This is a genomic window from Clostridium sp. Cult2 (assembly GCF_021655075.1).
In the GTDB taxonomy this organism is placed as follows: Bacteria; Bacillota; Clostridia; order Tissierellales; family Tepidimicrobiaceae; genus Schnuerera.
This window is the reverse complement of the sequence record NZ_PPXX01000096.1, coordinates 115,211-129,516: the sequence shown is the minus strand read 5'-3', so window position 1 is coordinate 129,516 and position 14,306 is coordinate 115,211. Positions and strand designations below refer to the sequence as shown.

General features: G+C 32.3%; 8 protein-coding genes and 3 riboswitches. Of the genes, 1 reads left to right on the top strand and 7 read right to left on the bottom strand.

Annotation, left to right across the window (positions count from 1 at the left end):
• The 5 genes from C3E90_RS10335 to C3E90_RS10315 all read right to left on the bottom strand — a co-directional run.
• Nucleotides 1–1,559, bottom strand: a 1,559-nt coding sequence (locus C3E90_RS10335; RefSeq protein WP_236915589.1) for an InlB B-repeat-containing protein, incomplete at its 3' end; no start/stop codon positions are given.
• A 110-nt stretch (nt 1,560–1,669) separates the two neighbouring features.
• A riboswitch (cyclic di-GMP riboswitch) is annotated at nt 1,670–1,843 on the bottom strand.
• A gap of 143 nt (nt 1,844–1,986) precedes the next feature.
• Nucleotides 1,987–2,349, bottom strand: a complete 363-nt coding sequence (locus C3E90_RS10330; RefSeq protein WP_236915588.1) for a hypothetical protein — start codon at nt 2,347–2,349, stop codon at nt 1,987–1,989.
• Between the two features lie 137 nt (nt 2,350–2,486).
• Nucleotides 2,487–3,728, bottom strand: coding sequence for a bacterial transcriptional activator domain-containing protein (locus tag C3E90_RS10325; RefSeq protein ID WP_236915587.1), 1,242 nt, complete (start codon nt 3,726–3,728; stop codon nt 2,487–2,489).
• A 142-nt stretch (nt 3,729–3,870) separates the two neighbouring features.
• Complete coding sequence (locus C3E90_RS10320; protein WP_236915586.1) at nt 3,871–4,548, bottom strand: aspartate/glutamate racemase family protein; 678 nt, start codon at nt 4,546–4,548, stop codon at nt 3,871–3,873.
• Nucleotides 4,549–4,697: 149 nt separating this feature from the next.
• The gene (locus C3E90_RS10315; protein WP_236915585.1) at nt 4,698–5,750 is read right to left on the bottom strand and encodes a PTS sugar transporter subunit IIC; all 1,053 of its coding nucleotides are present in this window, start codon (nt 5,748–5,750) and stop codon (nt 4,698–4,700) included.
• Nucleotides 5,751–5,861: 111 nt separating this feature from the next.
• Nucleotides 5,862–5,952, bottom strand: a riboswitch (glycine riboswitch).
• A riboswitch (glycine riboswitch) is annotated at nt 5,953–6,059 on the bottom strand. It abuts the riboswitch before it with no gap.
• 182 nt (nt 6,060–6,241) lie between these two features.
• Here C3E90_RS10315 and C3E90_RS10310 point away from each other — a divergent pair.
• Nucleotides 6,242–7,363 (top strand): YibE/F family protein, encoded by a 1,122-nt coding sequence (locus C3E90_RS10310; RefSeq protein WP_236915583.1) that lies wholly within the window; start codon nt 6,242–6,244, stop codon nt 7,361–7,363.
• A gap of 29 nt (nt 7,364–7,392) precedes the next feature.
• Here the strand turns inward: C3E90_RS10310 and C3E90_RS10305 are convergent, their stop codons facing one another.
• Nucleotides 7,393–12,459: a CehA/McbA family metallohydrolase gene (locus C3E90_RS10305; protein WP_236915582.1), complete on the bottom strand. Its 5,067-nt coding sequence runs from the start codon at nt 12,457–12,459 to the stop codon at nt 7,393–7,395.
• Between the two features lie 14 nt (nt 12,460–12,473).
• Nucleotides 12,474–14,273, bottom strand: a complete 1,800-nt coding sequence (locus tag C3E90_RS10300) for an S-layer homology domain-containing protein (protein WP_236915580.1) — start codon at nt 14,271–14,273, stop codon at nt 12,474–12,476.
• Nucleotides 14,274–14,306 lie beyond the last annotated feature (33 nt).

Genomic DNA, 14,306 nt, shown 5'->3' with positions numbered 1-14,306 from the left:
ACCTTTACATTAACTGTATATTCTCCTACATCGGTGTATCCTGGATTTGTTGTACTCCAATCACCATCGTCAACTTTGTAGTATACTGTGTCTTCATCTTCTAGGTTTGATACTTCTATGCTATGCGATTTCCCATCATATACTCCGGTGTAGTCAGTAATTTGAAGGTCTGCTCCTGTATTTCTACTCCATTGAGCATACAAGGTTACATTATACTCTGGCATACTGAATGTTTCTCCTGCTGGATATGATGCCCCTGTTCCATCTAATTTTGTATTCCATCCTGTAAAATGATATCCAGCTTTTGTAAATGTGTTTTCCAAAACTGTTACTGTAGCTCCTGCTTCATATGGATTATTATCATCGGAAAGACTTCCACTTCCTCCGTTAGCATCATAATAAACATAATACTCAACAGTTATTTCTAAAGCTTCATTTCCCCAAGCATCGAAGCCTACTGCAGGGGTTTTAAAACCTAAAATAAACGTTGATGTTAGAGTTTGATTCCCTAAGTTGATAACATACCATACATGGTTATCTTTTAGATCCTTTTTTTCAACAACATCCATTACTTCATATTCTCCACCTCTTGAACCATTAACAATTAGTTTAGCATCTTGATTTAAAGCCTGCTCATCTTCTAAGCTATCAAAAGTGGGTTTTGTTTTATCTGTGAATTCAGTGCCATTGTATGATATAGCAATTAATGGCTTATCACTTCTGACTACAAAAGCTATATATAGTTTTTCTCCATTCATCCAAGCAAGTTTTGCCATTGTTTGATCATTAGTGGAAGTTGTTTTTAAACTATATACGCCTGAATCAGTTTTGTATACTAAATCACCATCAGCAGTGGTTCTAAATGTCATTTCTTCCTCGTAATATACATCCACCTCAGCCAATCCATCTTCTGTCACATTTATTTCTGTAGGCTGACTTCCCAACAAAACATATCCATCAACATATGGGTGTTCTGATAGATTTATTAGTCCAGCTGGTGCATTGCCTATAAAAGGATTGTTTTCTATACCAGGTACAAGTTCATCCGTTTCTTCAATTAAATAATTCACTTTATATTGGTAAGTTTCAGGTTCTTCAGAAATCTCTGTTTCCTCATAATACACATCCACCTCAGCCAATCCATCTTCTGTCACATTTATCTCAGTAGGCTGGTTTTCCAATACGGTAAATCCTTCAACTACTGGATGGTCTGGTAGTGCTAATGTTCCAACAGGTGCATAGCCTACAATGGGATTTTCTTCTATCCCTGTTACATGTTTTATCAATCCATCTTGGTCTTCATAAAGGTAGTTTATTTTATATTCATATGTTTCAGGTAAAGTCTCATTTTCTGTTTCTACGAATCCATCTCCTCCCTCCAGAGAAGCATTTGATTCATTGTCTCCACCGTTCTCTGGAGTAGTAGTATCGCCTGGACTTACCACCTCAACATCTTGCGTTTCAACCTCTAACATTTCAGCAAATGCTCCTATATTAGCACTTAAAATCATGATAAGCACTATTAGAAACGCAATTGGTCTTTTAAACTTGCCCTTCATCTTTTACACCTCCATTTTCTATATTCAATTTTTTTGAGTAATTATTACCCACCCCCATAAAATCCCCCCTTCAAAACAATAAAAAATCAAGCTGCAATATTAATTGCATAGCAGCTTGACGACCATAGCTTATTTATCCTTTAAAACTTAAAACCAGGAAGTCACGTCTATTCTTTCTATCTAAGAATGACAACTTAGTAGTGAATTGGTTTTAAGAATGATAAATTAGCTTTAGATTCATAGCTTTGCGTCCCTATCTTTCGGTAGGTTTGCCCGTGCATATAATATGTCCAATTAAGGTAGTGTTATACATATTAGTTAATATATTCCTGCACTACTACTGTATTAGTTTTCTTCTTCATTAGTTCGATATAAAACTTTGATAAATGAAGATCAAATTGTCTTCCAGAATTATTTTCTATTTCTCTTAAAACTTCTTCGTTACTGATTTTATCTTGGTAATATCTGAATAGAATAGTGTAAGGTAATCCTTATCATCGCTAAAAATGTTTATTAAATACCATCTATCTAGTTCTTTAATATGATTTTCGAATTTTCTTCTAGTCTTTGGTATCATATGATAGTAAAAATCTTTTATTCCAAATATTATATTTTCATTTTCTAATATAATTTCAGAGACTCTTCGCCCTATTAAAAGCTCAGGCTTTATATTAACTGTCTCCTTAAAATTATCACTAACATTTATCAATATATAATCAACAAATTGACCCTTTTCATTAAAAAGAGCTTTAAACCTTAGAAAGAAATCATTTTTTGAAGGGTATTCCATAGTATCACCCCTGTGCTTTTTACAGTTGCTTTTATATTTTAAACATATCATTATAGAATTTGAATAATCGTTCATATAAGTTATATATTGATTATATTTGAGTTATATTTTGATTATTTTTTCAAACAAAAAAAGCCCTAGATTGGGCTTTTTATGGTAAAGTTATTATCTGGAACTATGGGGATGAATTTGATGCTCATAATATATTCAGTATCTTTAGTGATTCTTTTTATGGTTTTTCTTATTCTTGACTCTATGGATTCTAAACCATCTTCTTTAGCGTCATCAAAAATTATAAGAATTTGGGTGTCATTCCAAAAAGTAAATGCATCACCTTTTCTTAAGGTCCCTTCTAATGCTTCTGTCATTATTTTCATCCAGTTATTTATTTCTTCTTGTTTGCAATTATCACAACTTAGAGTAATAAGGCTAATAAAATCTGGTTCATCTTTTTTTGCTCTTTTTCTTTCTTGGATATTATATAGAAATTTAAAATAATCAAAATCACACAATAATGACCTATCATTTGTTCCTTCTTCTAGTTTCTTCTTAATAGTAAAAATATCAGTTTCGCCTTTATCAATAAAATAGTTTTGTATTTTCCTGTTGATATCTCTCATGGCTGGGGAAGACTTGGTTCCCATTTGTTTCTCTAATATTGCAGATATATAGTTATAATAACTAATAGCGTTTTTTATTTGTCCTAACTTTAGCATTGCTTCCATTAAATATATATGAATTGATTCTTCATAGGGCTCAATAGCTATCCCCTTTTCGCATAATTCAACGATTATGCTATATTCTTCTTTTTCTTTAAAAATTTCTATAAGCTTAAATAGTGTTTTAAGATATAATCTACGATAATAGTTTCTAACTGGTACAAGCCATACCTCGTAGGCATTTTCTTCTAGATATGTACCTTTATAAAGATTTAGAGCTTTTGAGTAAGCTTCTATCGCTTGGTTTATATTATATTGCCTTTTAGTATCTCCGATTAAAATCAAAGCTTCAAATTCATCAATATCTATGGTGGTTAATTCACCTATTTCAAGGGAGTAGTAACCATTATTAAAACTAATGTTCAAATACTTGGATTCATCTAATTCCTCTGGTAATATGTTTTTAATCATCTGCCTTAACCTAAATATTTGCGCACGTAGCATATTTTTAGGGTCCTGTGATTCATGATTATCCCATAAGTTGTCTATTATGGTGTCGGGTAATAGTTTTTTATTTCTAAAGGTAATGAAATATTGAAAAAGTTTATATAATCTATAGGATCTACTGGATTCTTTAAGTATTGATTCATTTTCAATTTTTAAATCAAAATCACCGAGTGTATTGATATATAGTTTAATAATCTCACCCCCCAATTTCAATTGCCTAACATTGATGGTATTTATATTATATACGACTTTTTTTCAAAATTCAATAAAAAAAACCATCAAATACAATTATCCTATAATACCTAAGATTTCAACAATAATAGACATAGAAATAGACATAGAATATATCCTATGTCTATTCCAACTCAACACAACGTTTTGCTAATATAGTCATGGGGTCAAAATATTTTTTAGTTAATCCTATTTTTTCAACTAAAACTGATAGTTCAGTACAGCCTATTATAATAGGTATATCTTTATTCCCTGTATATTTATCTATAAGGGATTCCACATCCTCTAAACTTACATTAAAATCTGAAGATTTTACTCCATATATCCATTTCATGATAGTCTTTTTATCTTCATCATTAGGTATTAATATATTTAATCCAGAGGAATTAAAATATTTTTCATATATTCCTGTTTTATAGGTTCCTTCTGTTGATAAAAGTAGATAATCTTTATCCTTTGAATTGTTTTCTTTTAGAAAGTTTACCGTTTCATTTATCATATTGAGTATTTTTACCTTTGTATATTTTACAATATCATTGTAAAAATAATGGGCGGTATTACAAGGTATAGCTATATAATCTACCCCCATGGTTTCCAATTTAATAACTGACCTTGTTAATTCTATCCTAGGGTCTTCTCCTCTTCCTAATATATGTTCTGTTCTATCGGGAATCTTTGTATTATTGTCGATAATAATATGCATATGCTCTTGGTCTTTTTCTGCATCAGTTAATTCAATAATCCTTCTGAATAATTCGCAAGTTGCTAAAGGCCCCATGCCTCCAACTATTCCTAAAATCATACATATAACCCCATTTCTAAGATTAATTCTTTAGAGCTTCCTCCATTATGCTTTCTTATTTATCGATTATATCATCTCTTAATACTGATTGAAAGGTTTCTATTATATTTAGCATAGATTTTATTTTCATTTAGTAAATTAAAAAGACCCTATTTGTTTGTAACTGGTTTATGTTTTTTATAAGATTTATTAAATATTTTTAAATTATATTTTTTATCCACTATATTTATTATTTCAGTACCCACATAACCACCTATAACACCGCATATAACAGCCAAAACTAGTACTATTACTACCTTTAATGGTGGATTAAACCCAAAAGGTGCTAGAAACCCAGGAATAGGCGCTGCTGTTCCAGGGGCATTATTGATAATTCCAAACTTAGCTGCTACTATTCCAGCTAATCCTCCACCTATGAAGTCTGAGAAAAATATGGGAACTGGATTTTTAGTTATTATATGGGCTTGAGTTAAAGGTTCAAGCATAACTCCTATAACATTACTCTTATCACCAAGACCCATCCTCTTGAATACAATTCCATTTGTAAAGGCTCCACCAAAACTTGCAATAGAGGATATTCCCATAGCAAGACCTTGAAGCCCTAACATGGCAGTCATAGACATGGAACTAAGAGGTGAAGTACATATTACTTTCATCATACCTCCTAATAAAAAGCCCATAACAAGTGGTGATTGGTTTGCTGCAGCTGTTACAGCTTGACCAACACTTAATAATGTAACATCTACTACAGGTGTTACTGCTACTGCAATAAACCTTGATAATGGTGCTATAAGTAATGCACCAGCAACTACATTTAGTCCTTCTGGTAATTTCTTTTCAATTATTGGAGAAATCAACCCAACAACATATCCTGCAATAAATCCTGGTAATATTCCTATACCTGATAATGCTACTCCTGCTACTAACCCAAATATTGGATTAGCCCCCATAAATATTGGTACTAAAGAAGCAGCAGCTGTTCCTGCCAGATTACCAGAAGAAGCTCCAACTTCACCAAGAAAGGCAATTTTAAGGAAATCGCCACTTATATATTTGTGAATAGCTTCCACTAAAAAACTTGCAATTGCTGCTCCTGCAAGACCTGACATAGCTTTGTCTCCTTTAGGAGCTTTCAAACTAAATACTGAGAATAATAGAAGAGTTATAAACAATAACCCCATTCCTTTTAAAATTGTAAACATCTAATCCCTCCATAGTATATTAAACTTTGTCCTTGTTTATTGCTAAATAATTACATTTGCAAAAAACAAAAAGACATGGAGGTACAATAGCACAACAAAAAATTACTGCTACTCTACCACCCTGTCCTTTAATCTGAAAGTTTCCCTATACACATTGTATAGATTGCTTCTTCGATGCCCTTAAAGGGTCTCTCCAGGGGAGTGTCCGAATGCTGTCCCCAACCTGAGAGTTTCAAAATAAGAGGAGTACATCCCTTATTTTTTGCTCCTTCGGTTATCTAAAATTTAGATATTTCCAGCATATCTTCATCCACTTATTATATATTTTTATATACGTTAATATTCTAACATAGATAAAAAATATTTCAATAGAAAATATTAATTTGGTGTTTTTTACCTTGGTAATACCAAGAATTTTTAAGGTTAAATAAAGGTTTTTTGAAAATTAAGTAGAATATTATCTATATACACCATTAGCGAGGTGATGTAATATGAAGAAGTATTTTTCAAAAATATTAGTAGGTGCTGTTATCCTGCTATCTATCATAATAATACTTAGTTCTAGCCTACTAAAACAGAATCTGTCTCCATATAATTTTGAACATGCTATAGTGGAGGATATAAATGAAGAGAAAATTGAGGAAGACCAAATAATTCAGGATTTGTATTTAGGCTATCAGCAAATTAAAATTACAATAACAACTGGTAGATATAAAGGAGAAAGCTTCAATATTAGAAATCCTATGAGCAGACTCTACAACGTACATACGAAAATAGGTGATAAAATTATCGTCAGTATCCATGAAGAGAATGACACCATTCAAAGTATATCCCTTTATAATTATCAAAAAGAAAAAATAGTATATGTACTTATAATCTCATTTTTTATTCTATTGGTAATATTTTCAGGATGGAAGGGGTTCAATGCAGTCATATCATTAATATTCACAGGTATTATGATAATATTTTTCATGATTCCTATGCTATTTAAAGGATATGAACCTATCCCTATAACCATAATTACTGTAGCAATAACTACAATAATTACTTTACTATTATTAGATGCCCCTAATAAAAAAACCATGTCCGCTATTCTTGGAACAATAATCGGAGTTGTTATTGCTGGAACTATTTCATACATTGCAAGTAACGTAGCTCATATTTCTGGTCTTACCTCCAATGAAGCTGAAGGATTAATATATATAGCAGAACATAGAAATGTAAAAATAAAGGGGCTAACCTTTTCTGCCATTTTAATAGCATCTTTAGGTGCTATTATGGACGTGGCTATGAGTATTGCTTCTTCCATATTTGAATTAGATAAAACCAACCCTAATAGTAGTTCAAGTGAATTGTTTAAATCCGGCATGAATATAGGAAGGGACATTATGGGTACCATGTCCAACACGTTGATTTTAGCTTTTGCTGGTTCTTCTCTAAACATGATATTATTCATAGTAGCCTATGGTATGCCTTATAGACAAATAATAAATTTAGACTTTTTGGTTTCTGAAGTTATACAAGGTATGGCAGGTAGCATAGGTATAATCCTAACAGTACCTATTACCGCACTTATAGCCTCTAATCTACTAAAAAGTAAAAATAAATCCTAGTGTAAACACTAGGATTTATTTTTATGCTTCTAAATATCTGCTAATGGCTTCATATTATTCAAGTTATTCCATATATAAACTTTAATATCTTTAACCCCTTTAGAATAATTTGATAAATCTAAAGTAAACTCTATCATATTCCTTCCAGCATTTAATATTTCATCATGATATACGACTTTATAGGGCCTACCATTATCATCAATTGGTTTTATTATTACAACTCCATATATAGTTTCTTCTGTTATGTTTTCTACATTTATTTTTACCATAAGCTTCCCATTTTCTTCAGTTTTTTCTACTGTTCCTGTAACTAGTGGATATTCATCACTTATTCTAGCAATCTCAGATGTATTCCTCACTCTTAACCTTGGTCCCACTGGGTCAGTAGATGCAAGCCCTATAGCTGATACAATATCTCCAACTTTAATCTTCGGATTCCATTTTCCTAGTCCATATCCATAGTCTGGGTCTCCACCAATATATCCATTAACATATACCCTAGCTTCTTCATCTGTATCATCTTTTATATATAAGCTATTATCTTGAATATCTATTTCTGTGACTTTACCTTGTACCTTGACTAACCACCCCTCGTTTTCTTTATTCATACTATCAGCTGTGGACATCTCTATTGGTTCTACTTCTATTATTGTATCATCTAATACTATTAAATCTTCTGCTTCATTCTTAATCTGTAATTGGTAATCTCCTTCATATTCTCCTGCAATACCTATTACTCTTACCTTTGTTCCTAATGGTAATTTAGTTTGAGATACTCCAAATATAGTCATACCACCCGTTTCATCTTGAACATAAATTACTTCAAAGAAAGCATTTGGTATATTATGTTCTTTTGCATAAGCTTCAGACATAGCAGTTACTCTACCTTCTATAGCAAATTCCTGACCAAAGTTTTCAGGCATTCCATCTCTTACTTCTTTTATGGTTTTAACCTCAACTTCCCTTTCAGGTTTTAACCAATCCAATATATTGCTAGTTATTATAATATTGGAATAAATATTATCTGCTGACATTTCAAAATCAGAGAAGAAGGTTGAACCAGAGACTATTACTTTTCCTCCACTTGGCAAAATTTCTGCTGCTAAAACATGGACATTCCCTTCTTCTATAGGGATAAATCCAGTAGGGGTATTACCTGCATTTTCGTTCTTAGTAGTAGAATGTCCTTTTACTAGGAAATCTACATTTTCATCATTTCCACCATCTTTAAGGAGTACTGAACATCCACTATAGAAACTATATTCGTCCCCTTCACCAAGTCCTAAAGTTAAATTATATTTTTCTGATACATAATTTTCTAAATATAGCCTATATTGCTGTCCTCCATTTTTCTTATCATCCACTACTTGGTCTGAGTTAAATATTACATTAGAACTAATAGCGTTTAATACCTTGTTCCCTTGAATAGAATTTTGATAATCTCCTGTGCCATCACCATAATTAGCTCTAGATGTAAGGATTAAAGAACCTCCTCTATCTGTAAATCTCTTCACTACGTTTATTTCTTCATCGCTTAACTTAGACCTTTTAACTTCACCTTTATCCTTTGGTTGAGGTGATGTTATGATTAATATATCTATATCTTCTAATACTTTATCAGTAATAGTATCATGATTTTCTACCATGATCATTTTCTTGTTCTTTAACATCTCTTTGAGACTTTCAATCATATTAGCATAATCGCCACTTACATAATGATTACTATGGGCATAGTCCACCATAACCTTTACAGCAGAGCCCTTTGGTACTACTTCTACCCTTTTACTTGCAGTAAATGTTTTCTCTACTCCTGCTATAGCTGCTACAGCATATATATTATACTCTCCAGCTTTTTCTGGTGTCCAGCTAATCGATGCTTTAGCAGTTCCACCTTGACCAATATTATTTACTGTATCTTCACCTATTTTGTTTTTAGCTGAAATACTACCTACATAAAATTCTACCTTTGCATTACTTAGGATACTGCTTCCATTATTATAAACAGTGGCTATTAAATCCACGGTATTCCCGAATTCGAAATAATCGGAGGATACATCTAATCCTGATAGACCTACTGGCAATACTTCCCCTACCCATATTGGAGATGTGACGGAAATATCACCATTGGCTTGAACTACCTTTACATAATAGTAATCATACATTGGGTCTAATTCAAAATTCCAATCCACATTATAACCATCAAATTCTTTTGATGCTGATACTATTCCACCATTGGATATTAATTCTACTTTTGTAATCTTTTGCTCTAAGTCATCTGTGTCTGTTTCATTTATATTTATTGAAACATCTAATTTACCTGGACTGCTAAGTTTAGAGCCCATCAATTGTCCATTTATCTTATATGTGATTTCTATGTTATTATTTTCAGTAGCATAAACCCTCATATCTCTTATGCTGTCATATATGCTATCTTTAGTAAGTTCTTCAGAAAGTATAACCGTCCTTGCCTCATTGGATGTTATCCAATTGCCTTTATGGTTATCTTGATTGTTAGATGGTGCCAAATGCCATCCTTTATCCAAAGCCCTAGTATAGTACTCATAACTTGGGAAATATCCACTACCTCTAACTGGTCCTTCTCCATTACCTACTTCAATTAATTGAACTACATTATCCGTTTCTTCACTGTAGAATCCAAAGTCTGCAAAATCCCCAAAGGTCTTACCTGGGTGATTTAATTGGTTTATAGATTCTGGCCATTGTGCTATCTTATTATAATAAGCTTGTAAATCCATATCTTTATTAGTTCTAGATGCAAACCAAGGTGTATTAAATGTATTTATATGACCCCATCCACCAGTAGAGCCAGACCAAGTCATCTCATATCCAGCTAATGCTACATATTCACCTGGTTTATTATAGTGATTAGCCTTTTCGTGAAGTAATTTCCATTTAGTACTTGTAGATTGATTAATATCCGTAATATCCTCATTATCCAATTCATTATCAAACCAGTTAGAGTGGTCGGTTACTGCAAAGAAATCCGCCTTACCTCTATCCCTTGCCCAAGTATAGGCATCATCTGGTGTGCCTGTACCATCTGAAACATTGGTATGGGAATGTAGTTGTCCAAAGCGGAACTCGTATTCCACTTTACCTATGGTAAATGTCCAGGTTTTACTTGCTTCGTTACCTTTAGTGTCCTTTACTTTGACTGTAACTGTATGGTTTCCTAGTTTTAAATCTTCTTCTAGAGTATATGTTACACTTTCTTCTGTAATATTAGCCTTATCTGTTACATTTATATTATCCACTAGGATTTGCACAGAAGTAGTATCTATTCCAGATGGATCTTCATATTCTGCTTTTATAGTTGGTTTAGTATTAGTATCTTCAAGTATAGCTCCTTCTTTTGGTTCAACATTTGTAATTGTTGGTGGTAATATATCTTCATCATTTATTTCTACTGCATATGGATTATTTATGTCTTCTGGAGCTGTCGTTTCATTAGTTCCATCTGTTGCCCATATATAGTATTCTAAACCTGCTATATCTAATTCTAATTTTAATATAACCGTTCCATACTCTCCATTTATTAAAGTCATTTCCTTTGCTCTGTATTCAGTTTCCCCTTTGGTTCTATAGAATAGTTTAACTCCTTTTACTTCTCTATCATCTGTAACATTGGCTTTTATTTCTAAGTCTAGGTTTATATTAGCTTCAGTTATTGGAGTGTGTTTTATTACTGGCGTTTCAGTATCTGCCCCTAGTTCAGTTTTAGTTATGTCTTCAGCACTATATACCCGTAATTGGTAGGTTTCATTGTAAACTGAACCAAAACCTATAATGTCTACTAAATTTCCCTTTCCAATACCTGTTAATGTAGGTATTCTAAATATAACTAAAGTATCACCTGATAAATCAGTTATAGTAGTATTTCCATCAGTATTTATGTCTCCTAAATAAACTTTTTCTACCTTGACCCTTTGACATTGATAATTATCAGTTTTAATATCTGCGAAAGTAACTACTTCTGGTTCTGGTAATTCATTATCACTGCTTACAACAGATACATCTACAGAATCTTGCGGAATTATCTCTAGTAATCCACCATATTGACCTATCCTTCCTGTAACTATGACTTCGTCTCCTATTTCTAATCCTAAATCTTCCCTACTCTTAAATATATCTATGGCTGCTGTTTCATCTTGGATGAAATAGTTTTTATTTGAATCCATAAAAGTTACTATACCTTTTACTGTGGCATAATCATCTATGTTAAGTTGTCTTGCTTGGACTATTGTTTGTATGACTTGAGGTTTTACTTCTATTTCGTGGGTTGCAGTTAATTCGGTATTATGTGTTGACGTAGCCGTGATTGTAGCTGTTCCCTCTGATACCCCTTGGACTACGCCATTTTCATCTACTGTTGCTATGGTTTCATCTGAACTTGACCAGGTAACGCCTTTTTCTGTGGTGTTTGTTGGGGTGTAGTCTATGGTTAATTGTGTGCTACCGCCTACCGCTACTTCGTTAGCACCTTTTATGGCTATATCTGTTACTGGGATCGGTTCGAATGGTTGACCAGTATAGGATGTCCAAGTGATGTTGTCAATAACTACTTGTGCACCTGATGCTGCACCAATATGTCTTATTTCAAGTTTAAACTGGCCTGATATATTAATATCATTTACTTCGAACTTCTGAACGCCATCAATATTATTGTCTAATTTAAATGTTCCTTTAGATTCATCATTTATCAATAATTCAATTTCTCTTCGTCCCGTTCCTGTATAGGCTTTTTTAGTGTCTACAGAAAAACTACTTATTCCACCATCAATATTAGCATATATTTTAGCTCCATCTGCTGGTTTTCTAAACATCATGCCATTACCATCTATTTCATATCCTGCTAAATCTCCTCTACCACCTTCATAATTCCATGTAATACCATTAACACCGACAAAACTATCTGATGTATAACTTGTTCCCTTATAAGCCAAATTATCAAAAGTCTCAACAAACTCCTGCTCCTCCGCCCCTACCATCATAGGCAGTCCCAGTGTAAAGATACTGCTTAGTATCATCACCAATGCTAAAAACCCACTTAATCTTTTAAAAACTCTATCTTTCAATCTCACTACCCCCTTTACCTCTCAATTATCTCAATCCAAAGTTCTAAGAACTTATTTACTGGTTGGTTTGCTTTTAATATCAGTTTATATTTCCCTAATTCTGTATCTTCAGGTACTTTAAAACTATAATTGAAACCCCCTGTATTATCGGTCTTCAACTGTCCAACGGTTATCGTTTCTTCTCCGTCCTCATCTTGCAATCTTAAAGTTATATCAATATTAGGCAATCCTATCCCATCCTTAAATGCTTTTCCATATACAGTAATTGCTTCATCTATTGTGTATTTTTCTTTATCCAATTCCACTTCAATCGTATATTTTCCGACTAACTTTATATCTAATTTTCTGAACATATTAACTGGCTCGTTAGCTTTAACTATTAGCTCATATTCACCTGGATTAGTGCTTTCTGGAAGTTTAAATTTATAAATAAACTTCCCATTTTTATCTGTTTTCAATTGTTCAACAATAATAGGTTCTTCCCCTAGTTTCAATGTTATATCTATATTGGCTAATCCAATGTTATTTCTAGACACTATACCTGTTAAAGTTATTTCTTCATTTATTTCGTATATATCTTTGTCCAATTTTACATTAAATTGATAACCTATGGGTATTGGTTCTTCTTCCTCATCTTCTACCTTATCCCTATCTTCTTCATCCTTAGAATCCTTAGGTATTATAATTTTTCCATCTTTAATGCTCAATTCTGTGCCCTTTTTTATTAGTTGATTGTTTAATCTAAAGTCTTCATTAGCAACTATTGATTTAATATTGCCTTCTACGATTATTTCTACACCAAGTGATTGTATCTCTATTTTATCTATTTCCGAACCTCTTTCTATTTTAATATTAGATTTTCCAGCAATCTTCATTAATTTTATGGATGTACCTTTCTTAATGGTAAGCTTAGTATTCATATTTACAATAATTGATAATGATTTTGAATTGTCCAACACAACATGGACTAATCCATCTACTTTATTGATTACTATATTATTTAAATGTGAATTATTAATATATATACTATCTGCTCCCCCACCTCTAATGTAAGTTGTCCCCTCAACTATTACATTATCTAAAATAACATCTCCATCACCAATACCTTCTACTAAATACAAATCTCCTTTTATATGCATATCTTTTAACACTACATCCGAAATATTAACTAGTACATTTTTGGCCACATCTTTAGAGTATTCATCTGCAACATTGATAATCTCCCCACTTATTTTGGTAATCATCTTAACAGATTCTGCTCTAGTAATTGGGTTGTTGGGTCTAAAAGTTCCATCTGCATATCCATATATATAACCCCTGTTTTTTAATATGGTAACGTATTCCTGAGCCCAATTATCAATTTTGTTTTGGTCAATAAAACTGCTGTCATTACTTAAACTAATGCCTTCTAATCTAAAGGCAGTAACTATAATCTTTGCAGCTTCTTGACGGGTTATTGGTTTATTAGGTCTAAAAGTATTATCCCCATATCCCTCTACATATCCACATTTAATTGCCTTAGCTACCTCATCATAAAACCAGTTCTTTTCATTTACGTCCTTAAAGGGTACATCGGATTTCCCCTTAGTTCCTATTACTTTGTTAATAATTTTTACAAATTCTGCTCTAGTAATAGGATTATCTGGTTTAAATGTCCCATCTGGATAACCTGAAACAATTCCTTTTGATAATAAATATTCAATTTCATCTTTTGCCCAATGTCTTTCAGCAATTGATATACTCCTTGCTGCAAAAACTAAGATTAATATTACAATAATCAATCTTAGCCCCTTACTATTATTATATTTCGCCAATTTCCCTACCCCCTTTTCTAATAAATTAAATAT

What these genes read in the sequence shown, in the direction of transcription:
- C3E90_RS10330 (WP_236915588.1), bottom strand. Translation starts at nt 2,349, where the DNA reads ATGGAATACCCTTCAAAAAATGATTTCTTTCTAAGGTTTAAAGCTCTT.
- C3E90_RS10320 (WP_236915586.1), bottom strand. Translation starts at nt 4,548, where the DNA reads ATGATTTTAGGAATAGTTGGAGGCATGGGGCCTTTAGCAACTTGCGAA.
- C3E90_RS10315 (WP_236915585.1), bottom strand. Translation starts at nt 5,750, where the DNA reads ATGTTTACAATTTTAAAAGGAATGGGGTTATTGTTTATAACTCTTCTA.
- C3E90_RS10310 (WP_236915583.1), top strand. Translation starts at nt 6,242, where the DNA reads ATGAAGAAGTATTTTTCAAAAATATTAGTAGGTGCTGTTATCCTGCTA.